The sequence below is a fragment of the Planococcus beigongshangi genome (genome assembly GCF_016820495.1).
Lineage (GTDB): Bacteria > Bacillota > Bacilli > Bacillales_A > Planococcaceae > Planococcus > Planococcus beigongshangi.
Genome location: NZ_JADHDU010000005.1, coordinates 114,660 through 137,152, shown reverse-complemented (window position 1 = coordinate 137,152; position 22,493 = coordinate 114,660). Strand labels below are relative to the sequence as shown.

Sequence of the window (22,493 nt, the reverse complement as noted above, 5' to 3'; positions counted from 1 at the left end):
GCGAAATTGTTTGCTCTCGAAGAAAAAAGCAAATTTATGCTATACTGAAACATAAGATTTCATCTGAGAGGTTGATAGTTGAATGGAACTTTTCTCAAATGCCCCATTAATGATTGCCCTCTTTGCAATCGTCTTTGCCCAGTTTATAAAAATACCGATCCAATATGCCGTTACGAGGGAATTGAATTGGGGACTCTTTACTTCAACCGGTGGAATGCCGAGTTCACATTCCGCAGCAGTGACGTCGCTGACAACCGCTGTCGCTTATGAACACGGTGTCGGTTCAACGATTTTCGCTGTCTCCACCATGTTTGCCGTCATCACGATGTATGACGCCACTGGTGTGAGGTTCCAGGCTGGCCAGCAGGCTTTGACCATCAATAAGCTGCGGAGCGACCTGCAGCTATTCATGAATGAAACAAGAGACTGGTCCAATAAGAAAGAAGAAGAAAAAATCGAGGAATTAAAAACGCTTCTCGGCCATAAGCCGAGCGAAGTCTTTATGGGAGCCTTGACGGGAATTGCGATTTCTGTGCTTGTATACAATTTGATTCTATAAAAAATGTAAGATATGCCGCAAAACCGTTGGGCTTGCGCGGAGCTTGGTCCCCTGCGCGCCTTCGCTGTTTTGCTCCATATTTTAGGATGTTTTCCATAAAGGAATCGATGGTTAATTTTATATAATGAAACCCAATCATATCCTTTTTTGTACTAACCTGATTGATGCGGAAGGCGGCGACTTCTGAGACCCCGCAGGGAGCAAAGCGACTGAGGAGGCTCAGGCCGCTCCCTGCGGAATGCGTCCGCCTAGAGCGAAATGATTAAAGAAGTTAGATCTTGATAGACAACAGAAAAATCCGTACGGTCTGCATAGACCGTACGGATTTTTTGTTAAAACATCTGGTAACCGCTTTTCCGGAGTAATTTCATTACAATACCTGCCGTGATTGCTCCTGCAAATCCTGATAGCAGAACAGCGATATCCGTTCCGGTAAGAGATGTAATCGTATCACCGAGCATCGAGAATGATTCACCCGGATTGGTGAAATAATCAAATACCCCTACATCATCAATAACAAGTAAAATGACAACCGGGTAAACAATCGCCATAAGCCAAGTCATGCGAAGCAGCATATTCAGCAGAAAACCGATACCGAAAAACATTACATAAAATAAAAGCATTGAAATAATCAATTGGACAATAGTGAATGAACTGTTCATAGTATTTTAACCTCCGATATTCCCTACATCAGTTTAACCGAAATACCGAAGCCTTTCAATCCGGCAGGCCATAGTTCATGACATTGACACAAGCCTGCTCTCAGTCAGCGGCTTTAGTATTAGTTGAACTGCTGTTTTTTCCCACCTTGCGGATATCGGCCAAAATTAATGCACCGATCAGCAACAAGCCCAGATAACCGACTACTGGATAAAACCAGTTGACTAAAGTCGTAAAGCCGGCAAAGCTGAGTGCAAAAGCGATGATTCCTGCAATAATGACAAAAATCCGGTACTTCTTGGTGCCGATCTCCGTGAAACGGGCAGAGAACGATAACAGCAGGCTGACCGCTGTATTATAGATCATTGCGAAAATGATGAATGCCATGATAATGCCGATTAACGGTGAAATATTATCGCCGATTGCAAGCATCGGAAGATCTGCTCCTCCGACAACATCTACTTTGGCAAATATCGCCGCATAACTGAGCAGGATAATGAAGCCGAAACCAAGTCCGCCGATCAGTCCGCCACGGGCAGCCACTTTTTCATCTTTTTCCGCGCCGCCCATAACAAGCGACATCGATGCTCCAAGCGCTATTGCAAGCGATACATAGTTGACTGCCGATAATAGCCAGTTTGGCGTTGCAGACAGCTGCTCTTTCGCCACCGGGTCGAGAGAATTGAAACTGCTCTCCATCGTCAGCACACTGTAGATGGCGATGCCTATGACCATCAAGATTAAAAATGGCGTAATACTGGATATGATCGTAATGACTTTTTTCACATTCATCATGATCGTTAAGATGACCAGCACAATCATGATTCCACGCCCAAATGCTGGTGCAAGGCCGAACTGCTGGGAAAAAATTGAGCCGGCTCCGGCAATCATGACGACCAAAATACCGAATAAGGTCAAAATCAATGTATAGTCAATCACTTTGCCAAGCCATTTTCCACTGATGCGGTAGACGACATCTTCATGGGACGTCGTTTGCATACGGCTCCCAAGACGCGTCAGAATCATCCCAATATAACCGAATAGCGCGGTCGCTACAATAACACCGCCAAGCCCCCAATAACCGAAGCTTGTAAAGTACTGCAAAATCTCTTGTCCTGAAGCGAAGCCAGCGCCGACGACAATCCCGATAAAGGCACTGGCTATTTTTAAGCTTCTTTTCATAAAACCCTCTCCTTATTAATGCTGTTCCTTCACCTCGTTGATCCTTCTAGATGCTATTTTACAGACGATTTATTTTACCCTTCCCAGGCGTATACTCAAACAAGTTTTTACTCAGTTGTCCGCTTCCCCCACCTTCAAAATGAAAAACACGGCGCTGAGAGCGCCGTGTTTTTCAGAATGATCCGTATTATTTTTTTCCTGAGCCCGAGCAGCAAGAGCACGTTTCCGATCCGCCCAAACGCAATTGGAAATATCCTTTACCTGCGCAATAAGGGCATTGGTTCGCTGATTTAACCTGTTTGACATTCTTCATCCGAAACACCTCCTCCTGCTGATTGTTATAATATTCTGATAATATATCACGGCTATCAAACTATAGCAACAGTTAAAGCAGAGTGTAAGCGCATACATTTAAAATAATTTATAAAGTTCACAATTTAGACGAAATTTTCTGTCTTTTTCGGATTCCAAAAGAAAAAGCCCCCAACTGGAGGCTTTTATATGCGATCATAGTACGTTGAATTTACCTTTTTTCAAGACTAACTTTGGTCCGCCCATCAACAATAATGCACGGTTATCAATCATTTTCTTCATGAATGAAGCACGTTTACCCGTAACTTTTTTGCCGAAAACAACGCCGATTGCGTCATCTTCACCAAGTGAACATACAGTACCTTTAAGATCAGGAACAAATTCCTGTGTCGTCTGTCCCTGGATCAACGCTTTGATATTGCCTGCCGCAGTCACTGCCTGCTGCATAGCGATCTGAGCCGTTGGCGGGTATGGACGATTTGTTTCTTCATTGATCATCAATGCACAGTCTCCGACGATGAATACATCAGAGAATCCTGGCGCACGAAGATCTTTTTCGACTTTAACGCGAGCACGCATGTTTTCGATCGGCGTAGACTCGATCAGTCTGTTGCCGCGGACGCCTGCTGCCCAAACGACTGTGCCGGCTTTGATGAATTCGAATTCATCATCGCCTTTCTTGATGTTAACGCCTTCTGGAGTAGCTTCAACAACCGGGGTGCCGATTGAGAACTCGATTCCTTTCGACTCAAGATGCCCTACTGCATAGTTCACCAATTCAGGATCGAAACCTGGCAATACCATTGGTGCTGCTTCAACGCAGACAACGCGCACTTTTTCACGCGGAACATCAAATTCTTTGCAAAGTTCAGGTACACGGTTTGCAAGTTCGCCAAGGAACTCGATTCCAGTGAATCCTGCACCGCCTACAACGATCGTCAAACGGCTGTCATCTTTGACTTCCTCAGTCGACCATGTAGCGAATTGGAATTCGATATGTTCACGGATGTAACGGGCCGCTTTTACGTTTGCAATCGACAGCGCGTATTTATCAAGCCCTTCAATACCGAAAGTTTCACCTTCGAAACCAAGGCCAATGACGATGTAATCATATGTATATTCGCCATTATCCGTAAGGACTTTTTTGCCTTCGACATCGATTTTTTCGACAGTCGCCTGTACAAATGTAACTTTACCCGGATCGATCACTTCTTTAACATCATAACGCACCTGTTCCGGAGTCATTGTTCCGGCAGCAGCTTCATGAAGCCAAGTGCTTTCGTAATGGTATTCGTTCTTGTTGATCAACGTGATGTCGACTTCGTCTGTTCCCATGATTTTTTGCAGGTTTACTACAGTGGTCAATCCACCATACCCTGCTCCTAATACTAAAATTGACGGTCTTTTCAATCTAATCGCAACCACCTTCGAGTCATTTTTTAAATCGGAAAATCAGTAAAATCATCTATAGCGCTTTCCAATTTACTCCTACACTCTATATTAGCCCTTTTGCCATGTTATTTCAACTGGATAACACCGGATATTCACTGTCCCGGAGTAAACAGATTATTCCATTTAAAACACAAAAAACCTTCTGCCGCATTCAGAGCGAACAGAAGGTTTCAGAGTACGTATCCAGCTCAGCAGCTTTCCGGAGTCCCCACTTTTTTCGCAGTGCGGAACGAAGTCCCACAGCCGCATGAAGCGATGGCATTGGGATTTTCAATTGTAAATCCGCCGATAACCTTACGCAATATCAAACGTTGATATGACGATGTTTCTATAGAATTGTAGGGCGTTCTAATCGTAATATGGACTGTAAACCTACGACATTCACGGCGGTTAATTTCGCTAACTCGATTGTACCGAAAGTATTAGCGTTATACAAGCGTTATTTATGCGAGTTCCTTCTATATAATACAATTGTTTTCTCTGCACCTGACTACCCGCTTTAATTTCGAATAATATTATGTGTGTACGGTATCCTCGGCCTTCTCTGGCGCCCTAGCTTGGGGGAGCCGGCGCTAATCCAAAAGAACAGGCGTTCGTATAAATGAACCGAAGCGCGAAGCCTCGGCGTTTAATCTTCGATAGCGTTGGTCAAGTCGTCCATGCTCGGCGCGCTGTACCAGGCGATCATATCTGCGCTTGAATGGCCACTCATTGCTTGTATAGTGGCGGTTGGTACGCCTTTATCGACGAGTCGCTTAACGAATGTATGACGCAGCTGATGCGGATTGATACCATATACATTTAACATTGCTTGCACACTTCGCACGCTTAGACGCTTGCCTAATGACGATAAGAATAGCGCTGCATGGTCGTCAGCCCGCTGTGCTAGGTAGTCGCCTATCGCCTTACGTGCCTCGCTGTGCAACGGTATGACACGGGCGCTGCCGTTCTTGCTATTGCGCACCACCACCTGCCCGCCACGCTCGTTTAAGGTTACGTCGGTTCTGTCTAGCGCTACCAGCTCACTTACCCGCAGGCCAGCGTATAGCAGTACGCTCACTAGCGCATGATCCCGTTTGTTCGGCTTGCGATCAGTGCGGCGCAGTAGGTCATTGACGGCATTGCGCTCTAGCCATTCCGGGGCCAGCTGCGTAGCTTTAGGCGGCTTGGTCATACGTAAGCAATCGACAGCGGCCTGCTTGCCGGCATAACGGCTATATGCTTTAATGGCGGCAATATGACGATTCACACCACTGGCGGCACGTTTGGCGGCTTGCATTGTCGCGATGTATTGCTGAACGTCGATACGGCCATACGTTGATAGGTCGGCGTCGCTACCGTCCAAGTAAGCGGCAAACTGCTCTAATGAATAGCGGTACGATTTGACGGTATTGGCGGCCTTTCCTTGCATTGCCTGCGCTATAAACTGTTCGATTCTCCCTGCGTTATCCATACGTTAATACCCCCTAAATAATTATACGCAGGTATTTCCCCGCGTTATGGCCGGCGATTGGCTAATGAAACCGCGTTACTGCGTTTTGCTTATAAGGTAAGTATACGCATAATACTAATTATACGCAAGTATTATACGCAACTTTAGCAAGTTTATTTGCGGGTATGATAACGGATTGCGTGCAGGATTGTAGACGTTGTACAGCGGTTGGTTAAAAAACGTAACATCGTAACATTCCGTATTTATTTATATAGTAAAATAGGACACTTTTAAACGTTGATCCATTGAACGTAGTGAAATGGCGGTCTGCTCTTTAAAGATGTTGCTTCGCCTTACGGCTTGCAAACGAATCTAACTCAAGTTCAATCGCAACCAAGTGCAGGCGAAGAATTAATAAGGTAACGCGGTTCTCTTATAACGCAAGCCCTCGCTATACTATCGCCAGTAACGCCTGACCCCCCACTTTTAAACGCCGGTCGCCCCTGCGCCTTCCAACGGACGTATTCGCGTATTTGACGCAACTTAACGCACACCCTCACGCCTGTTCTAAGCGTGTTTTAAGCGTCGTAGCCAATAGGTAACACGAAGTCGCAACGCCAGCTAACCCGCCTCACACGCGCTCAAAACGGCATAAAAAAAGGACGCATACAGGCGTTAGCCCATACACGTCGGTTACTACTTATTAGCGTCAATAATTCGCTGCAACTCGGCATCACTAACTTGCACGGGCGCCGCATATTGGTGGCTGATTTCGTGCTTCTGCGATTTGCTATATACGCCGGTCATTTCGAGGATCATTTCGAGGGCCTTTATCGAAGGTGTGCCGAAGCTGCCGTCGGCTAATTGGTGTAGGCGGGTTATCGCCATTGGTACGCTACTGCTGACCGCCAGCTGCGCGCCGTCACGTATAAAGCGGCTGAACTCCGGCAATGCCCGGTAGCGCTGTAATGTGTCGTGGCTTATGCCGAGGTCGGCCGCCAGTTGAATGTATGTCTTGCGAGTCACACCGCGCTTTTTCAGCGTCATATCGTTAATTAGTACCGCCTGCGCTGCGTTGAGTTGAATCGGCGTGAGGTCGTAGTCGCGCACGTCGGGCATAGGCGCCTGTATATAATCCGCAACGTCCATCACCTCGGCCAGTTCGTAGTTAGTTTCGTCAATATTCGACAATTCGTTTGTCATAATAAAACCTCCGTTGTATTTGTTATAGCCACGCGGGCTTTTGTTGCAGTTGGATCACGCGTTTTCTGGACGTATTGAACGCCATTTCAATCGCATCGAGTACGTCGACTACGCCGTTTGGATAGTTGCGCAGCTCATTCGTAACCTCTTTATTGGCTTCGTTAAGGATCAGCGATTTGTTGGCAAGCGGTATTTCCAGCGCTTCGATACGGCTGGCTTTCGATTTCATGCCGTGAGTCTTCAGCGTTTCAAGCCGCGTATGGTAAATAGCATTATGACGCATATGCTCGCCTAATTGATCGGCGTAAGCACGATAGGCACCGATGCCCTCGACGACAATCTTATGCGGCTTGTATTCAATTAAGCGCGTCAAGATTTGCGGCATGAACTCGGAAGGTACTTCACGGCTTGCATAAACGTCGATTACAAAGACTAGGCCGCTATCTTTGTGCCGACCAAGCGTGACATAGGCATTTAATGCGCTGCGAGCTTTGCCGGCTAGTGCCGGATCCCAGCACCCGATTTTATCCATATCGCGCAGGTAATAGTACTTGCCCGCATAAACTAGCGCCTCGGCTCGTCCATTGCCGTCAAACACACGTCGAGCATAACCGTAATCGTCCGGCGAGAAATGCTGTTCATCGCTAGCAAACGATTGGTTCATGTATTCCGACGCAAACGCCCGGCCGCCGATTGACGCTTTAACTTCCATAAGCTCGCGGTATGTCCAACGCTTAGGCCACGCTAACTCAACGCCTGCTTCCAGCTGCTCGCGGTTGGTTTCGTAAAACTCATTGATCGTTTCGTCGTCGTTATCCGAGGTATATAAATGCAGATAGTCGCTCCACAGCGTAGGATTGTCCGGCTCGCGCAAGATAGCGCCATGCAGCACGCGCTTATAGGCTCGGCGCTTCATCAAGTCGGCTATCAGCCCGGTCGCTGTAACTTTTGTGCCGACGAACACAAGCGCGGCATCACCGGCAGGCATCGGCTCAATGACGGTATTCCACCAGTTAATTAACTTCTGCCGCTGTTCTTCCGTGGCCTCGTTTTGCAGCGACGATACATCATCGGCAATGACCAGCTGCGGGCGAATGTTATTATACGTTTTGCCTCGCAAAGACTTACCGGCACTCGATGCTTCGACTAGCGCCTTTGTCGTCGTGATAAAGCTATCTTCGTTATCGCGCTCGTTCTTGTTAGCCTGGTCATGTAATAGCTCGCCGAAGTCCTGGCGCAGTTTCTCGTTGTAACGTAGTTGCGTGGCAATTGACGCGAGCAAGCGTTTCGATAGCGTGTCGGTTTCGGAAATAATAATAACGTATTGGCGTTTCTGATAAACCAACTCATGTAGCGTTAAAATGACGCTCATGACGCTAGATTTTGCATGACCGCGCGGGCTACATACGCAGTACTTTCCTTTTCGCTTTGTAGTGATTTCTCCGCATATATCGTAGAAGTCCTGGTGAATGGCGCTTAGTTCGGTGATTGTTTCGTGTGGCGTGCCGTCTTCAGCATGGCGAATAACATTGCCGGCGCCGTTTGCGGGGTTGCGTTCGTCCGAGAAATACTCATAAGCGAACTGTGCTACGTCATGCTCGCACGTTAGTAGCGTTTGAATCTGCCGAGCTTCAGCGTCCATTGAAACTAATTGCTGCTGTTCGCGGTGACTTAATGTATCGCCTTTTTTAGTTTGTGCTGCCATGGCCTTCAGTGCCAGTGTTAAACCTTTTAGGCGCTTGGCCTGTTCTTTCATGTCCACAGATATGCCCCCTTTTTTAATTAGCCTGTCCTTACCCATTAATCAATAGTTAAATGCGCTACAATTGCCGTGAGCAACACGCGCTTACTCCTGCTTTTAGCTATTAAGCAGAAATTCTTTAAATAGAAAAAACCCCGGCAAGTTATCTGCCGAGGCTCAAGTCAGGGATATTATGTCGTGTCGCTCCTGCTGTCTACGGGTTTCCAATCCATTGCAGTTCCTCCGCGAGCTATCTAGTAATTAAACGGCTTCTTCGCTATCAGCTGCCGCTATTTTATCTTCATGCTTTTGCGCCAATTCGATTGAGTTAACCGCTGCGCCAATGTCACGCCCAAACAGCTCCGTTACCGCCTCGGAAGCAACTACACCAAACAGGCGCGTATTGCGGGCGTTGCTGGCACGTTCAAACGACTTGTTCGCCTCTTTGTATTCTTCCGTTTGTGCTGCCGATTGTAGATCGTTATAGGCATCGAATAGACGGTATTTGATTTCGAATAACTTGCGTTCATCGTTCGTCGTAGTCAAGATACTAGCGGCGAAAGTACTGAAGTTCTGAGCAAGATCAGCCGCAAAGGCTGGCTCGTTAGCGTATTTGCCGATAAAGGCTTTTAACGTCGTTTCGGCGTGTTCGTCATTCGTCGCAAGCATAAGTGCTGTTTGTAGCTGCGCTTTCTCGGCTTCGAATAGTTTCGCCTTAACCGGATCGGCTGGCGTTGGCTTAGAATCGGCGAGGGCAAATTCGGCTTTCACCTGCGTTTTAACGGCCAGCTCGGTATACTCGGTATTGAGCGCCTTTGTTTTGCACAAGAACTCCGCGCCTAGCTTATCGGCTTCAGCCTTGGCTTGCTTCTGCTGGCCTGCTGGCGATAGATCGGGGTCAGTGAGTGGCTTGTGTCGTGCCTCGGCAACCTTTTCTTTATATTCAAGGACTAGCTTGTCCGTTTGTGCCTCGATTTCCTGCATACGTGCTTCGTTCGCTTTAATTGCTGTTAGGTATTCGCTCATTGTTATAATCCCCTTTGATTGTTTTTTTTGTATAAAAAAAGCGCCCAATTTGGACGCTACATCTTAGTGATATTTAATTAATATACCGAGTTAGGGTATTCTAGTGTAACGTTTAATGATAGGCATAGCTTTTGATGCTTTGGCGACGACATTATTTCAGGTAAAATTACTGGCTCCGCCTCGATTATTACGCTAGTTTCAACGTTCAATACATTTGCCATCTCAAAAGAGTGAAGTATATTCCTTACAAGGAAAGCGCTACCTCCATCTTCTTCTTTAATCAATATATATTCTCCAACTCGCGGCATATATACAGTATTCTCGGCAAGTCCAATCATATAATTTGTTTCTCCACCGCCTGGTGGTACTACACAAACTTCTACTCTCATTCTATTAACTCCTCCCCTTTATACACCAATATTCTAGAAATAAGGAAAAACCCTTTATTTATTTATAAAGTATTTTAAACAGATGGCTTCTCGGCTGTATCGGTTTCAGATGTTCCAGCGTCCAGTTGTTTTTTCAATCCAGTCGCCCAACCTCGCCCGTCGCTAGGCCGTTTTCTTATTTCGTCAATTCGTGGAGTCCGTAATTTCTTACTAGATTTGCGAGCCATTTTTTCGCCTACTTTCGTGGATTATTGGGCCGATCGAATAAAGTTCCGATAGTACGCAGCAAAAGAATCGTCAAAATCAAACTTACTCGCTAACTTACCGCGTATGCGATTTGATACACGTAAGTCACCTGACTCAATTCGACCGACGGCTCCAGCTGATATAGATAGAAAATCAGCAAATTGACTTTGGCTCATACCGAGGTAATGGCGGCACGCAATGAATTTATCGGTTTCCATCGTTTACACTCCTTTCCTTACTTAATCCCTAAAATAATGCGGAGGGAATAAATTCCCTTTCTACTTTAATATGGAATAATTAAACCTCAACTAGCCTATTTTCTTCACCTTTTCGCGATAATATTCAGCGTTATATCGGCTCTTTAAAGTCAGCTCACAAGCGGATTCTTGCGATATTTCACCGCCAAGCAGTACCCCGATTTGCTGATCGCAGACCTGCCGGCGAACATCGCGCGGATAGAACGCCCCATCGCACACAACGCAGGTTTTAATACGTTCTAACCTCAACGATTTGATACGTCGCAGCACATCCGTTTTGTCGTGGCCATATTCCTCGTCAAAGGTTATCGCATAGAATTCGGCATACATTTTAACGCGGGCCAGTTCGGCGGTCAGCTGCTTTATTGTGACGGGCGCTCGCGGCGTATACATTTGCGCAATGGCTTCAGCGTCTGTCATGGTGCCGTATGGAGTACGCTCGCCAGCTTCAGTGTCGATGTCGTCGGAAAACAGTCCGATTTCACGGTCAGCGCGATTGTCAGCGTGAGCTAATTCGCCTTCTGCGTTTTGTATCGGATATTCTTCGTTGCGTTCGGCTACCATATCGGCGCGAAGTATGAAGTCGGCCAGCACTTCCTGAACGGTTACTTGCGGTTGATCGTAGCGACTCTTGAGGTGTAGCATGGGGTGGTAGATGAAGGGTTTGTCTATTTTTATTTGCGAAGTGTCGAGCCATTCGTCGGTAAAATCCCGCGTTAATTCGAGGCGTTTTTCCAACGTAATCGGCTTCGTGAAAAAATCGAACCATAATTTATACAAGGCTTCTTTTACGCGAATTTCAGCTGTCGTCATTTGGATGATCCCCTTTATTTTCGATTTTTAGATGCTGCCTACCCTTTGAAGATGCGTGTCTTTTCCTTGCGTATATTATTAGCGGCCATAAATTCCGTAGCTTCAGGCGACGTCATGAATATATGAAGCGTATTCCTAGCGATTTCCAAACGCTTATATATTTCCGCCTGCTTAATCGAGTCGCCAGGTTGCAACTCAAGTAGCAACGCCTTAATGTTGTCAGCTGCGGTCTTTTTGCCCGTCAGTTTTTCACCCGTCTTATATTCGACAGTTTTGCAGCCCGGATAAGAGTCCGTTATATGGCCGAGCATTTCGTCGTCTTTCGTAAATACATATAAATTGACTGGCGCCGTCTTCTTATTAGCACGAAGGCGGTTCGTTTCTTGGACGAGGTTCACGGCCATATCCAGTTTTTTATACGATTCGACAATGGCGTCTTTGAATATTAAGCCCGCTTTGGTGTTGACGCTTTCCGGCGACAGGATAAGGCCCTTTGCATCGCCGATGATCGCTTGAGCCGACGCCGGATAATACAGGCCGCCCTTATTCAAGTTGCCGATATAGATAGCCGTATCAAACGAAATATAATCGTTGCTGCCCCGTCCACCGTCGAAGTGCTTCAGGCGAATTTTACCGGCAGTCAACTCGTCTTCAAGCTCGCGGGCCAAGCCGTCAACGAACTCACGGTATGTCACGATTAGCGTTTGCCCTTCGTGTTTCGCGGCAATCAGTCGACATTCATCGGCAATATTCGACAATGCCGTTACATCGTTCCGCACGGCCGTTTTCGACAGTGTGAATTGCGAGCTGACGTTAAACGTGACGTTTGAATAGTCCGGCCTTGTTGGCGGCTCAATTAAGTAAAACTCGTCCGTATGATAGTCGGGGTCGATGCGGCCCGATCCGTCGAGTACAAACGTATTGTATTGCGTCCAGTCGTAGTGCAGCTTTAGCGCGCCTTGTAAGACCGACACGCCTTTATTAACGTATGCAAGGCCCCCGAACTTGATTAAGTGTTCAATGGCGCGCAGTTGGCCGAGTTTCGACACGTCATAAAGAGCGACAAACTGCGCCAGTAACTCGCGCGGCAAAATATAAGACGGGTCAATCGCTGGCAGCCGTTCGGCGTTATGTCCTTCGATTGCCTCGAATTGATCGCGCAATTTAATGATGGCTTTTGTAATGCGGGCATACGCGCGTTTTAGCGAGGCATTTGCATAGGTGTTTGCATAGCGAAGGGCTTCAATGATTTCGTTGACGTTCCGTGAGGTGATGCCATACTGAACGATTAGCGAAGGCTTTTCGTCAATGTAAAGATTTCGGCGCGGGCGCTTGCTGGCGTTATGTTCGCGGCCTTCTCGAAACGCTGAAAACGTGTGCAGGTTGTCTTTCAAGACTTGCAGCTCGAACTGCTTTGTCGTCATAAGCACGATATTAAACTGCGACTGCTTGGTAAATTGCTTTTCGTAGTCTTCGCGCGTGATTTCGTCACTATTGCCGCGAATGTAATAAGCGTATGGCTCAATGACGGTCAGCGGCTCGCCCGGCGTTTCTTCGTTGATGAATTTCGCCAGTTCAATCAAGTCGGCCACGCGTTCTTTAATTACGATGGCCCCGAACTTCGGATCAGCGCGCACCATACTGCGCAGGAACGTCGCCAGCATTGTCGATTTACCGAAGCCAGGCGGCGCGGCTACGATAGCTGGGCGGTCAAGTACGGCGGGATTAAGCCATGTGCCAAACGTTTGCTGCGTAAACATAATATCTTCGTAGGATAGGGACGCAGAACCACGTTGTAGCATTTCGTGTTCCCAGTCGGCGGTAAGTAAGTTTGCCTGCGTAATCGTTACACCGTGATTCTGCTGCGTGTAGATAGTTTTTGCCGGAATGATATTCGTCATTTTTAGTTCCTCCTCGGTTTTGCGTGGATGATGTTAGGTGTTTTATAATCGGTTACTGCGTAAAGATGGGCGATAATTACAATAGCGAAGCCGACCGCCTTTACTTGTATATTCTTCGCCTGCATTTGGTTGCGATTGAACTTGAGTTATACTCGTTTGCAAGCCGTAAGGCGAAGCAACATCTTTAAGAGCAGACCGCCATTTCACTACGTTCAATGGATCAACGTTAAAAGTGTCCTAATTTGCTATATAAATAAATACGGTATGTTACGATGTTACGTTTTTTAAACAACCGCCATAACAACGTCTATACTCCTCCACGCATTAATGTCGATGCTAGGCGCTCAAGTTCCGGCGAAGCAACGAAGTCCCAGACGATATAGCCGTTATCTTCGCAGGTATCTATCGCCGGATAACCTCGCGCCATCAGCTCACGTGCTACCCGCATAGATCGTATTCGCTTTTTGCGCATCATTTACAACGCCCCTTTCTCGTTTAATCTGCGATGAGCTGCGACAATATCGCTGATTTGTTCGTCAGTGACGGGATATGACCGTCTATTCTTTCTGATACAAAAAATCGAGAAGTATACGGTACTTTTAAATCGCAAAAGTTCGTATCTTCTTTAAGACCAACAATTCGGCACTTTTACCACCCCTTTATTATCTTTAAAACGATAAAATAGAAATACATTCCTTTAACAATTAATAAATTATGCTATAATTTAAATTGTAAGAATTTAATAGCAATAAATTTTTATTTGATGCCTGAAAAGGCTTAATAGGGAATCCGTTGAAATCCGGAGCTGTACCCGCAACTGTAAGTGTTGACGAACTATGTATGTATTCCACTGTCCAATGGACGGGAAGGACATAGTGTAGGATGACGCATGAGCCAGGAGACCTGTCAAATACTCATTTTAAGTTTGAGTATTTTTTAGGAAGGGGGATTTTTATGGCTGCGGGCGAACTATTTTTCCGAATTCTTGAACCGGTTTTTGTCATTCTAGCTGCTAATGTAGTTTGGCATATTACTACTAATTACAAGATTGTTAAAAAATAGCATGATTAACCTCGCTGATTATTTAGCGGGGTTTTATTATTGATTAAATAAAAAGCGCCAATCTATCTTAAAGAATGGCGCCGATACTAACGGTTGCCGCCGCAGTATGCAGTTGTATTGTATGTGCTGGACGCCCTTGTAAACTTTTGATGCCCGTTTGTGTTAAGACTTCCGACCGTTGCCGCGGTCATTTGGTTAACAACTCGAAGTATATGCTCACGCAATCGAATAACTGGGAAAATTGACAAAACAAACTTTTTGACGATTTCGTCAATTGCTAGTGATAGTGCATATTATTGTGGTACTAAATCACGCGTCAAACGTTTGATTGGACTACTCGGAGTATATATCGGATAAACTTCAAATCTTGAAAAAGTGACAAAATTCTTTTTTTACGAAAAGTTCACTTTATAATTCTTCAACGTTAGCCGCTAGGGTCGCCAACGCCGTCAAGGCCGCAGGATCGCGCAATAATGCCTCGGTCGCTTCGTTCCACGCCACCGAAATAACTTCCTTGCCGCCATTTTGGAACGCCAGGATTTGCGCGTCGTCGTACAATGCAACGGTAAAGTCGTCGCCTAAGTGAATTTGCGCATAAGTAGCAGACTCCCCGTCACCCATGTCGTGAGATAGCGATGACACGCGGCCAACATCCTTAAATTCGCTGCGGAAAGCGTTAAATACGTCCTGTTCCGTGATTACCTCAAGGTTGTAAATTGAATTTTTCTTCATGATTGATTGCCCCTTTTCGTTTTATAGGTTAAATAAAGTTACTGCTGCGATGATACCTGTTGCTGCCAGTGTTCCGAAGAAGTAAAGCCGATCAGTTACCGTGCCTTCGTCGGGTTCACCGATAAAGTAGGAATCAATCCGTCGAATCAGTTGCATTTGCGTTCGCTCCTTTACGTCTGTCGTAATACTTCTAAAATTATAGTATAACGACTGAAGTAATACGTCAAGCATTTTTACAAAATATTTTAAAATAAAAGTATTACGACTGCCGTTTACGTTGTATACTTGGATTAACGTTGATGTAAGGGGGAAATAGCAATGCCATTTGCGCACAATTTACCGCAGGTACTCGGCGAAATAAACGCGACACGTAACGAAATTGCCGTCGAATCGAAAACGCGACCGGCAACGCTGTTGGATATGCACAACGGCACTACGAAGCGCCTAGAACTCGGCACGATGGAACGCATACTCGACGCGATCAACGCCAAGGCAGCTAAAGAAGGCGTCAATAAGACGTACACGCTAAACGATTTATTTACGTATCAACTGAACGACAAGTAAACGACAAAGAACGCCCCTCGCTACGAAGATAGGGACGTTCTTTTTGTATCTAAAAGTATATTAGAACAGGTTTCAGAATTTTTTTACAAAATAAGATATAATATAGACTAATCATAGAAAGAAGGCGATTTAACTATGGCACGCAGTCAGCTATTAAAAGATATAGTGAGCGGAAAAGAACAATTAGAAAATATTCTAATGAGATTAAAAGTGATTTTATCAGATTTAGATAATGAGATTATAATGAATTGGGTTGACGGAGAGTTGCGAGGATATAAAGATCCCAAAGACATCCCTCCTTACAGAAAACTTAGAGGAATTCCATATGGCACATTCTTGGTAAACTTCCAAACAACGTATACAGAAGCACAGGTTCCGTTAGAGGTATTATTAGATAAAGAAACTATTACTAATTTATGTGTTTTAGAATTTAAAGACGGAATTAAGGCAATCGAAAACATGCTTAATGGTGATAATCGCAATAACATAGCAAAACCAATTTCTACAGCTTTCTGTCACAAAATTTCAGTAGACGAGTTACAAATTGCATCAATGAAAGTAAAGTTTTCGTCAAATCAAGTTGATGGCCTTGTTTCTAATGTGAAATCAAAACTTATTGAAGTGATTATGGAATTGGAAAAACAATTCGATAATATAGAAGACCTAGACATTAAAGAACAAATTGACGATGATAGCACTAAAAAAAGTTCTGTAATCTACAATATCGAAAATATAATTTATGAAGGTTCAATCGATATGGGAGACAAGAATAAGATTAAAGGCTCTCGTATCGGAAACTTGTTATCAAGAGGCGATAAAAATTGAGTATTAAACTAGGTGATAAAAATAAAATTAAGAATTCAAATATTGGACATCAGGTTAATTCGAATAATTATAGCCAATCAAGTCAAAAGAATTCTTTTGCCGCTAATCACCCTATACTCATTTCTGTAGCTGTCACATTCTTATTTGGATTTCTATTTCTTTTTAGCTTTTGGCAAGATATCGTTACTTGGATTGAAAGTATGTTCTGAAAATTAGATGTAGTAACTCTTTATTTCATCGAAGTATAATTTATCGAGCATCCGGTCGAGCGTGCCGTTATAGAACCCGGCTAGGTTGCGTATATCCTTACGCTTAGTCGCCTGCAATGTCACACGCAACGCAGCAATGCCCGTATGTAGCAGCATATCCGCATCGTAGACGTGCTTAATCTTCGACGTATGGGCTAACCACACGCCATACATACGGTTTATGAGTTTACGGCTGCCCGCACCTAATAACGCCTCTGCGGTGGTCAGAAACGTCTTAAACGGCTTGCTATACGTATTAGTACTTAATAATTCTTTTGAGCTTAAAAGAGTTATGGTTTCGTTTTCGATTTCCGGCTGCTCAACGCTTGCTGTCGTAGGCTCCACTGCTTGCTCACGCCCAACCACTGGCGGGCAACCATTAGTAGATTCCGGCGGCAGAATAACGATAATATTAGCGCCATTTCCCCCGCTAACTTTACGCATGAACGCGATCCGTTTTACGATGCCAAGACGCTCAAGCAACGCCAGTATGCGGCGAGTCGTTGTCGCAGATTTGCCGATTAGTCGCGCCAGGGAGTCGATTTTCAGCCAACTAGCGCCGGCGTACTTCACCGCGTGCCGACAGACAACTTCAAATACCTTGATAGCCGTCGCATTTAATTTATACTGATGTTCGCGCAGGTGTAGGCGGATCGCTTCGTTTAAGTCGGCGATTGAATCAAACGTTTTATAATTATCGAGTGTAAGCGTCATTGGATTAGCCCCTTTTCGGCGGCCCATATGTTAGAAGAAAAACGCATACTCAAATAAGCGTTGCAATTGGACGCTTTTTTCGATATACTATCGGTATTGTGAATGATCCGATAAACCGGTTGGCGCCGGTCGGAGTATGCGAGTGCTTCCCTTTATGGGCGGCGCTCTTTTTTATTTTCTATTTAATAGCGATGTAGCTGGCGAATGTAAATCGTGACTCTTGCGCATATCGGCCGTGTCCATTTGGATATAGCGGCGCATCGTGCGTATATCAGACCAGCCGCCAATCTTTTGCAAGGTGAACGGATCGCAACCGTTTAGAATCATGACGCGCGCCCAAGTATGGCGATATACGTGCGCCGTTACCTTCGCAGCTTCAACTCCGCCTTTGTCTGCGTAATACTTAAGACGCTTTGTAAACTGGCGGTCGCCTAAGTTAGCGCCGTAGCACGACAAGAAGATGCGATCAGTTTTGAAATGGCGGTTGTTTTCTTCGATTAATTGCAGTATCAAGCGTATTACATGGCTACTTACGGGCACCAGGCGCATTGTGCGGTTCTTACTGTTTCCGGCAGCTATCGTTATAAAGCGCGTCTTAAAATCAATGTCCGTTATGCGCAACGACAATAACTCGCCTATTCGCAGGCCTGTATCTAGCAGTACGTTCATTCCTACGTAATCGCGAAAGCCTACATAGTCGCGCAGGTTCGGCTGTTTAAATAATATCTTCACCTCGGCGTCCGTAAAACAGTTCGTCAAGTCTACGTCTTGCTTAATTAGCTTTAGCTTGGCAACGGGATTAACGAGCAAGTAATCTTCGCGGTCTAAGTAATTCAGCAACGCTTTCAAACAGCGCAGGTTTATATTCACGGTAGTGTCCGATAAGCCTACGCGCTGCTTCGTCGTGATATACGGGTGATTCCCATAGCGTTCTTTGTCGAAGCGCATATAATTAATGTAGTTACGGAATACGTCCACCGTTAAATCGTTAACGTAAGTAATATCTTCGTAGTTCTCCGCAAGCCAATCCGTGAAGTAGCGCCACATATTCGAATAATCTTCTAGCGTTCGCTCGCGCACCCCTTCGTTTCGCTTTCCCGATATAACGATGTCAACGGCCTGCTGCAACGTTAGTTTCGGCTTACTCAACGCCTCTTGCTCGACTGACATCGCCCGACGTTTCTTTATCCGCATAAAAATAGACCTCCTCAGCGGTTAGATTCCGCCAAGAAGGTCGTAGTTTACTGCCCATATTTGATTAAATCACGGTTCCTAATCTACAGAAACGATACCGCTAACCCGCAATATATGCGCGTGATTAACAGTCCTTGTGTCAATGTCAACGTTTGATATGCCGACTGTAAAACGTCAGCAGCTTTCCGGAGTCCCCACTTTTTTCGCAGTGCGGAACGAAGTCCCACAGCCGCATGAAGCGATGGCATTGGGATTTTCAATTGTAAATCCGCCGCCCATCAAAGACTGTTTATAGTCGACTACTGTGCCTTGTAAAATTGGTGCATCTTCTTTTGCAATCAAAATCGGAATCCCGAATTGCTCATAACGGTCATCTTCTGCAGCCTGTTCTTTTTCAAAGCCCATGCCGTATGTCAATCCGCTGCAGCCACCGCCGTTGACAGCTACCCGCAGAAATGAATCTTCCTCTTCATTGTGCCGCATCATCTCTTTGATCTGAAAAGAAGCGGCTTCTGTAATTTGGACTACTTGTTCCATTCCCCATCACCCTTTCCTTCCATTCTATAATAGCAATAAATTCTGGAACGGTCCAAATATGCGGACTTTCCAAAAAGTGTTTTAAGGACAGAAAAAGGGACCTTCGACAGGTCCCTTGGCTTTAAAATACTTGTTCTACTTCAACGATGCCAGGAACTTCCTCCGTTAATGCACGTTCAATTCCAGCTTTCAATGTAATTGTCGAACTTGGGCAGCTTCCGCATGCACCGAGCAGACGAAGTTTTACGATTCCGTCTTCGATATCGACAAGTTCACAGTCCCCTCCGTCACGTAAAAGGAATGGACGCAATTTATCTAAGACTTCCATTACTTGCTCTTCAACCATAGCTTCAGTCATTTATATCGACTCCTTTCATTATAATCATTATAATGTGATTAGAGACAAAAAGCCACTAATGAATTCACAGGAGGTTATTTTTTATGACAAAGAATATTGCCATTGAAGTATACGGAGCAAATATAATCTGCGCCAGCTGTGTAAATGCCCCATCATCGATCGATACGTACGAGTGGCTGCAGGCTGCCATCCCGCGAAAATATAAAGATCAGCCATTTTCAATTACTTATATAGATATTGAGAAAGAGACGGCCGATGAGCGTCAGAAAGAATATATCAAACGAATACAAGATGATGAATTCTTTTATCCGCTGGTGCTTGTGGAAGATGAAGTTGCTGCGGAAGGCTATGTCCAGTTGAAGCCGATTTATAAGGAACTGGAGAAACATGGTTTTAAGGCGGAGTAAAAAAGCTGATACAAAAAAGCGCTCATAGCTGAGCGCTTTTTTTCGGATCATCTTCTCACCCGTTATGCCATTTGTAAGGGCGCTGTTTTATGCCCCATCGAACTCCTGCAAAAACGTCAATGATTTTCAGGTTTCTTCTATATTATAGGGATATTGCTTTCGAACATAATCCAACTCAGTCCAACTTATAGCGTGCGAGAATTTGTGCGACTTGTAAATAATCAATAAAAACCCTCCACCAATCAAGGCAGCGGGTTCACACCAACACTTTTCGAAAAGTACACGCTGATCAATTTCTCTGTCCGGTCCCGCATTTCCTCGTGCTGATACGCGAGGCGTTCTTCTGTACCACGAAAGGCGCACTGATAAGTTGTGTTCGTCTTGTTCTGTTCGTACTTAACTAACTTGTAATACCGTTTCGAGTTGTAAATCTTGCTGAACCTGTAGTCGGATTCAACCGCCTTTATCGCGTTGTCAATAATCTCTTGGTAGGGCCTGGCAAATTTGAATGACATCTCGACGAAATGCTCACGGTCTTGTTTTAACACAGCGAGGACCATCGGCAGGTAGATCAAGTTTTCATAGTGCATTAATTCTTCTTGCGTCATGGGCATATTGCCGTCTCCTTTCAGGAACATTTGTTCTTATTTTAACTGAAAGTAGTAAGGCATACAAGATTATCGACAAAAATAAGCATGTACCACTGACGGTACATGCTCATTTTTATTTATTCTTCAATTTTTCGATCAAATCACTGACCTGTTTTTTTCGATCAGTCGTTTCTTCTTTTAACACTTCGATTGTGTATCCTTCTTGCTCTTTATCGATTGAAACAATATCTCCTTCGGTTAAAGGAGTGGTGATTTCATATTCGGGAATCAGCAATTGATTTTCTTCGTTGCCTTTTTCCAAAAATACATATATTCCTTCATCCAAGCGGTCAAGCGTATAGCGAGTTTTTTCCATTAAGATTCACACGCCCAGTTGTCTTTATCACGATCGTGTTTGGAAGCGTAGGCTGGATGGCCTTTCTTCACACCTAACGGATAGTAAGCTTTTAATGCAGTACAGTTCTGGAAGCTTGTTGGTGCTCCAGGAATAACATACAATCCTGATCCGAAGTCAGGTTTTGGTGCTGGTGCTGGCGGTTTTGGTGCTGGCGGTTTCGGTGTCGGCGTTGGGTCTGGTTTAGGAGTCACTGGCGCTGCCCACGGTTTTGCAGATACAGCGTGCGTTGCTCCATTTGTCACAACGGTGATATCTCCTGAGTTGACTGTAGAATAGATGTTTGAATTAACCGCTTTTAGATTTGCTACCACTTCCGAATGCGGATGACCATACGAATTATCTTTTCCGTAAGAAAGGATTGTTCCTGCTGGCTTCACTTCATTCAAAAATGCTTTAGAGCTGCTCGTATTTGATCCGTGGTGTCCTGCTTTCAGATAAGTACTTTTCACGTTGTAATTATTCACAAGTTTTTGTTCGATACCCGCATCCGCGTCTCCAGTTAATAGGAAACTAACGGAGCCGTATACAGCATGCAAGACAATTGATGCGTCATTGTTGTCACTTGCAGAAGAATCTGCATGAAGCACTGTTGTCGATAGCAGAGAACCAAGCGTGATTTTATCTCCTGTTGCCGCAACTTTGAATGGAATATTTTTTGTATCAATTAGTTGAAGCAATTCGAGATAGGTGTCTGTCGTATGCGCTTTACCGCTATCAATGAATTGATTGACTTTAAAGTTTTGCAATACGGGAACTAATCCACCAATGTGATCGGCATCAGGATGAGTAGCCACTACAACATCCAGAGTAGTAACTCCTTTTGATTTCAAGAAGCTGACTACTTTTGCTCCGCTACCTTTAGTGCCGGCATCAACTAACATGTTTTTGCCTTCTGGAGATTGAATCAAGATCGAATCGCCTTGTCCCACATCGATAAAGTGGACTTCCATTTGAGGATTCGATTTTGTCCTAAATTTTTCGTCAAGTAATCGCGCCATAAATGCAGCGAAGTGCTGACGTTGCAATTTGTCATTCGGCCTGAACGTGCCATCTAAAAAACCCGTCGTAATGTTTTCGGTTGCCAAGGTACTAATGTAATCCTTAGCCCCGTGACTATCCGATACGTCAAAAAAGGTATAGTCCTTCGTTTTCTTCAGTCCATAACCTTCTGCAAGTATTTTTGCCATCTGTGCACGTGTCAGTGTGCCATTCGGGTCAAAATATTTAGTACCATTAGCAGCTGTTTTCCCTGAGATAAACCCAAGCTGAACAGCTTTGGCCACTTCTTTATAGCCGTGAGTTCCAGGTTTCATATCCGTCAAACCGGGATTGGGGGCTGTAAAATCAGTAATTCCTTTTTCCCGCAGAATCATCTGGACCGCATTCAGCCGTTTCAGATCGGCTGTTGGCTTAAATGTGCCATCGGGATAGCCGGTGATAATTTTTTTATCGACTAAGTAGCCGATTTCTGCTTTGTATGACGAGACATCTTTAAATGTAGCTGCACTGGCTGGTGACACAATCGACAGCAATAACAGAACTGTAAACAATATGCCTACTACTTTCTTCATAATTTTCCCCCTTAGTGTAATTGGTAACATTACAAATTTACCACCTTCTTACTAAGGCTGCAATATAATTACAAAATCTTTATCAAATAGAAAAAAGCCC

At 44.9% G+C, this 22,493-nt stretch carries 26 protein-coding genes, 1 pseudogene and 1 riboswitch; of the genes and pseudogenes, 5 read left to right on the top strand and 22 right to left on the bottom strand.

What is annotated here, in order from left to right:
* Positions 1–82: 82 nt before the first annotated feature.
* Entirely contained in the window at positions 83–559 is a 477-nt protein-coding gene (locus IQ294_RS12560; RefSeq protein WP_203334398.1) for a divergent PAP2 family protein, read from the top strand.
* 332 nt (positions 560–891) lie between these two features.
* On the opposite strand, the gene IQ294_RS12555 is transcribed toward IQ294_RS12560, so the two are convergent.
* The 15 genes and pseudogenes from IQ294_RS12555 to IQ294_RS16425 form a co-directional block, all read right to left on the bottom strand.
* Entirely contained in the window at positions 892–1,221 is a 330-nt protein-coding gene (locus IQ294_RS12555) for a YuiB family protein (protein ID WP_203334397.1), read from the bottom strand.
* Positions 1,222–1,321: 100 nt separating this feature from the next.
* The gene (locus tag IQ294_RS12550) at positions 1,322–2,401 is read right to left on the bottom strand and encodes a YkvI family membrane protein (RefSeq protein WP_203334396.1); all 1,080 of its coding nucleotides are present in this window, start codon (positions 2,399–2,401) and stop codon (positions 1,322–1,324) included.
* A gap of 187 nt (positions 2,402–2,588) precedes the next feature.
* On the bottom strand, positions 2,589–2,714 hold the full coding sequence (locus IQ294_RS12545; protein ID WP_203334395.1) for a YuiA family protein: 126 nt from the start codon (positions 2,712–2,714) through the stop codon (positions 2,589–2,591).
* A gap of 194 nt (positions 2,715–2,908) precedes the next feature.
* Positions 2,909–4,123, bottom strand: coding sequence for an NAD(P)/FAD-dependent oxidoreductase (locus IQ294_RS12540; RefSeq protein WP_203334394.1), 1,215 nt, complete (start codon positions 4,121–4,123; stop codon positions 2,909–2,911).
* A 230-nt stretch (positions 4,124–4,353) separates the two neighbouring features.
* Positions 4,354–4,452, bottom strand: a pseudogene (locus IQ294_RS16520) (iron-sulfur cluster assembly accessory protein); the annotation flags it as partial.
* Positions 4,453–4,793: 341 nt separating this feature from the next.
* Positions 4,794–5,618, bottom strand: a complete 825-nt coding sequence (locus IQ294_RS12535; protein WP_203334393.1) for a tyrosine-type recombinase/integrase — start codon at positions 5,616–5,618, stop codon at positions 4,794–4,796.
* A gap of 675 nt (positions 5,619–6,293) precedes the next feature.
* On the bottom strand, positions 6,294–6,800 hold the full coding sequence (locus IQ294_RS12530; RefSeq protein WP_203334392.1) for a phBC6A51 family helix-turn-helix protein: 507 nt from the start codon (positions 6,798–6,800) through the stop codon (positions 6,294–6,296).
* 22 nt (positions 6,801–6,822) lie between these two features.
* The gene (locus IQ294_RS12525) at positions 6,823–8,562 is read right to left on the bottom strand and encodes a hypothetical protein (protein ID WP_203334391.1); all 1,740 of its coding nucleotides are present in this window, start codon (positions 8,560–8,562) and stop codon (positions 6,823–6,825) included.
* A gap of 240 nt (positions 8,563–8,802) precedes the next feature.
* Positions 8,803–9,567, bottom strand: coding sequence for a hypothetical protein (locus IQ294_RS12520; RefSeq protein WP_203334390.1), 765 nt, complete (start codon positions 9,565–9,567; stop codon positions 8,803–8,805).
* 77 nt (positions 9,568–9,644) lie between these two features.
* Entirely contained in the window at positions 9,645–9,956 is a 312-nt protein-coding gene (locus IQ294_RS12515; protein WP_203334389.1) for a hypothetical protein, read from the bottom strand.
* 248 nt (positions 9,957–10,204) lie between these two features.
* Positions 10,205–10,420, bottom strand: a complete 216-nt coding sequence (locus IQ294_RS12510; protein WP_203334388.1) for a helix-turn-helix domain-containing protein — start codon at positions 10,418–10,420, stop codon at positions 10,205–10,207.
* Between the two features lie 90 nt (positions 10,421–10,510).
* Positions 10,511–11,272, bottom strand: coding sequence for a hypothetical protein (locus IQ294_RS12505; RefSeq protein ID WP_203334387.1), 762 nt, complete (start codon positions 11,270–11,272; stop codon positions 10,511–10,513).
* A gap of 38 nt (positions 11,273–11,310) precedes the next feature.
* Positions 11,311–13,173 (bottom strand): DEAD/DEAH box helicase family protein, encoded by a 1,863-nt coding sequence (locus IQ294_RS12500; RefSeq protein ID WP_203334386.1) that lies wholly within the window; start codon positions 13,171–13,173, stop codon positions 11,311–11,313.
* Between the two features lie 744 nt (positions 13,174–13,917).
* Positions 13,918–14,098, top strand: a riboswitch (cobalamin riboswitch).
* Between the two features lie 545 nt (positions 14,099–14,643).
* Positions 14,644–14,967: a hypothetical protein gene (locus IQ294_RS12495; RefSeq protein WP_203334385.1), complete on the bottom strand. Its 324-nt coding sequence runs from the start codon at positions 14,965–14,967 to the stop codon at positions 14,644–14,646.
* Positions 14,968–14,988: 21 nt separating this feature from the next.
* Positions 14,989–15,123 carry a hypothetical protein gene (locus tag IQ294_RS16425; protein WP_255536294.1) on the bottom strand — a complete coding sequence of 45 codons (135 nt, stop codon included), beginning with the start codon at positions 15,121–15,123 and terminating at the stop codon, positions 14,989–14,991.
* A 162-nt stretch (positions 15,124–15,285) separates the two neighbouring features.
* Here IQ294_RS16425 and IQ294_RS12490 point away from each other — a divergent pair, with 162 nt between their 5' ends.
* From IQ294_RS12490 to IQ294_RS16345, 3 genes are all read left to right on the top strand, one after another.
* Positions 15,286–15,531 carry an XRE family transcriptional regulator gene (locus tag IQ294_RS12490; RefSeq protein ID WP_203334384.1) on the top strand — a complete coding sequence of 82 codons (246 nt, stop codon included), beginning with the start codon at positions 15,286–15,288 and terminating at the stop codon, positions 15,529–15,531.
* Positions 15,532–15,666: 135 nt separating this feature from the next.
* The gene (locus IQ294_RS12485) at positions 15,667–16,356 is read left to right on the top strand and encodes an AbiTii domain-containing protein (RefSeq protein WP_203334383.1); all 690 of its coding nucleotides are present in this window, start codon (positions 15,667–15,669) and stop codon (positions 16,354–16,356) included.
* On the top strand, positions 16,353–16,565 hold the full coding sequence (locus IQ294_RS16345) for a hypothetical protein (protein WP_238942821.1): 213 nt from the start codon (positions 16,353–16,355) through the stop codon (positions 16,563–16,565). Before IQ294_RS12485 ends, IQ294_RS16345 begins: the two co-directional genes overlap by 4 nt.
* A gap of 3 nt (positions 16,566–16,568) precedes the next feature.
* Here the strand turns inward: IQ294_RS16345 and IQ294_RS12480 are convergent, their stop codons facing one another.
* From IQ294_RS12480 to IQ294_RS12465, 4 genes are all read right to left on the bottom strand, one after another.
* Positions 16,569–17,318, bottom strand: coding sequence for a helix-turn-helix domain-containing protein (locus IQ294_RS12480; RefSeq protein WP_203334382.1), 750 nt, complete (start codon positions 17,316–17,318; stop codon positions 16,569–16,571).
* Positions 17,319–17,489: 171 nt separating this feature from the next.
* Complete coding sequence (locus IQ294_RS12475) at positions 17,490–18,512, bottom strand: tyrosine-type recombinase/integrase (RefSeq protein ID WP_203334381.1); 1,023 nt, start codon at positions 18,510–18,512, stop codon at positions 17,490–17,492.
* Between the two features lie 174 nt (positions 18,513–18,686).
* On the bottom strand, positions 18,687–19,049 hold the full coding sequence (locus tag IQ294_RS12470; RefSeq protein ID WP_203334380.1) for a HesB/IscA family protein: 363 nt from the start codon (positions 19,047–19,049) through the stop codon (positions 18,687–18,689).
* Between the two features lie 121 nt (positions 19,050–19,170).
* Positions 19,171–19,407, bottom strand: coding sequence for a NifU family protein (locus IQ294_RS12465; protein ID WP_203334379.1), 237 nt, complete (start codon positions 19,405–19,407; stop codon positions 19,171–19,173).
* An 83-nt stretch (positions 19,408–19,490) separates the two neighbouring features.
* On the opposite strand from IQ294_RS12465, the gene IQ294_RS12460 reads away from it, so the two are divergent.
* Positions 19,491–19,814: a YuzD family protein gene (locus IQ294_RS12460; protein WP_203334378.1), complete on the top strand. Its 324-nt coding sequence runs from the start codon at positions 19,491–19,493 to the stop codon at positions 19,812–19,814.
* A 242-nt stretch (positions 19,815–20,056) separates the two neighbouring features.
* Here IQ294_RS12460 and IQ294_RS12455 read toward each other — a convergent pair whose 3' ends face one another.
* From IQ294_RS12455 to IQ294_RS12445, 3 genes are all read right to left on the bottom strand, one after another.
* The gene (locus tag IQ294_RS12455) at positions 20,057–20,428 is read right to left on the bottom strand and encodes a YhjD family protein (RefSeq protein ID WP_203334377.1); all 372 of its coding nucleotides are present in this window, start codon (positions 20,426–20,428) and stop codon (positions 20,057–20,059) included.
* 109 nt (positions 20,429–20,537) lie between these two features.
* Positions 20,538–20,780, bottom strand: a complete 243-nt coding sequence (locus IQ294_RS12450) for a DUF3006 family protein (protein WP_203334376.1) — start codon at positions 20,778–20,780, stop codon at positions 20,538–20,540.
* A complete protein-coding gene (locus IQ294_RS12445; protein ID WP_203334375.1) occupies positions 20,780–22,393 on the bottom strand; it encodes an S-layer homology domain-containing protein in 1,614 nt (537 codons plus the stop codon). The genes IQ294_RS12450 and IQ294_RS12445 overlap by 1 nt, the downstream gene beginning before the upstream one ends.
* Between the last annotated feature and the right edge of the window lie 100 nt (positions 22,394–22,493).

What these genes read in the sequence shown, in the direction of transcription:
- IQ294_RS12470 (WP_203334380.1), bottom strand. Translation starts at nt 19,049, where the DNA reads ATGGAACAAGTAGTCCAAATTACAGAAGCCGCTTCTTTTCAGATCAAA.
- IQ294_RS12505 (WP_203334387.1), bottom strand. Translation starts at nt 11,272, where the DNA reads ATGACGACAGCTGAAATTCGCGTAAAAGAAGCCTTGTATAAATTATGG.
- IQ294_RS12550 (WP_203334396.1), bottom strand. Translation starts at nt 2,401, where the DNA reads ATGAAAAGAAGCTTAAAAATAGCCAGTGCCTTTATCGGGATTGTCGTC.
- IQ294_RS12485 (WP_203334383.1), top strand. Translation starts at nt 15,667, where the DNA reads ATGGCACGCAGTCAGCTATTAAAAGATATAGTGAGCGGAAAAGAACAA.
- IQ294_RS12450 (WP_203334376.1), bottom strand. Translation starts at nt 20,780, where the DNA reads ATGGAAAAAACTCGCTATACGCTTGACCGCTTGGATGAAGGAATATAT.
- IQ294_RS12465 (WP_203334379.1), bottom strand. Translation starts at nt 19,407, where the DNA reads ATGACTGAAGCTATGGTTGAAGAGCAAGTAATGGAAGTCTTAGATAAA.
- IQ294_RS16425 (WP_255536294.1), bottom strand. Translation starts at nt 15,123, where the DNA reads ATGCAACTGATTCGACGGATTGATTCCTACTTTATCGGTGAACCCGAC.
- IQ294_RS12490 (WP_203334384.1), top strand. Translation starts at nt 15,286, where the DNA reads ATGCCATTTGCGCACAATTTACCGCAGGTACTCGGCGAAATAAACGCG.
- IQ294_RS12560 (WP_203334398.1), top strand. Translation starts at nt 83, where the DNA reads ATGGAACTTTTCTCAAATGCCCCATTAATGATTGCCCTCTTTGCAATC.
- IQ294_RS12555 (WP_203334397.1), bottom strand. Translation starts at nt 1,221, where the DNA reads ATGAACAGTTCATTCACTATTGTCCAATTGATTATTTCAATGCTTTTA.
- IQ294_RS12445 (WP_203334375.1), bottom strand. Translation starts at nt 22,393, where the DNA reads ATGAAGAAAGTAGTAGGCATATTGTTTACAGTTCTGTTATTGCTGTCG.
- IQ294_RS12460 (WP_203334378.1), top strand. Translation starts at nt 19,491, where the DNA reads ATGACAAAGAATATTGCCATTGAAGTATACGGAGCAAATATAATCTGC.
- IQ294_RS12480 (WP_203334382.1), bottom strand. Translation starts at nt 17,318, where the DNA reads ATGACGCTTACACTCGATAATTATAAAACGTTTGATTCAATCGCCGAC.
- IQ294_RS12530 (WP_203334392.1), bottom strand. Translation starts at nt 6,800, where the DNA reads ATGACAAACGAATTGTCGAATATTGACGAAACTAACTACGAACTGGCC.
- IQ294_RS12495 (WP_203334385.1), bottom strand. Translation starts at nt 14,967, where the DNA reads ATGAAGAAAAATTCAATTTACAACCTTGAGGTAATCACGGAACAGGAC.
- IQ294_RS12455 (WP_203334377.1), bottom strand. Translation starts at nt 20,428, where the DNA reads ATGCCCATGACGCAAGAAGAATTAATGCACTATGAAAACTTGATCTAC.
- IQ294_RS12515 (WP_203334389.1), bottom strand. Translation starts at nt 9,956, where the DNA reads ATGAGAGTAGAAGTTTGTGTAGTACCACCAGGCGGTGGAGAAACAAAT.
- IQ294_RS12545 (WP_203334395.1), bottom strand. Translation starts at nt 2,714, where the DNA reads ATGAAGAATGTCAAACAGGTTAAATCAGCGAACCAATGCCCTTATTGC.
- IQ294_RS12510 (WP_203334388.1), bottom strand. Translation starts at nt 10,420, where the DNA reads ATGGAAACCGATAAATTCATTGCGTGCCGCCATTACCTCGGTATGAGC.
- IQ294_RS12535 (WP_203334393.1), bottom strand. Translation starts at nt 5,618, where the DNA reads ATGGATAACGCAGGGAGAATCGAACAGTTTATAGCGCAGGCAATGCAA.
- IQ294_RS12500 (WP_203334386.1), bottom strand. Translation starts at nt 13,173, where the DNA reads ATGACGAATATCATTCCGGCAAAAACTATCTACACGCAGCAGAATCAC.
- IQ294_RS12475 (WP_203334381.1), bottom strand. Translation starts at nt 18,512, where the DNA reads ATGCGGATAAAGAAACGTCGGGCGATGTCAGTCGAGCAAGAGGCGTTG.
- IQ294_RS12520 (WP_203334390.1), bottom strand. Translation starts at nt 9,567, where the DNA reads ATGAGCGAATACCTAACAGCAATTAAAGCGAACGAAGCACGTATGCAG.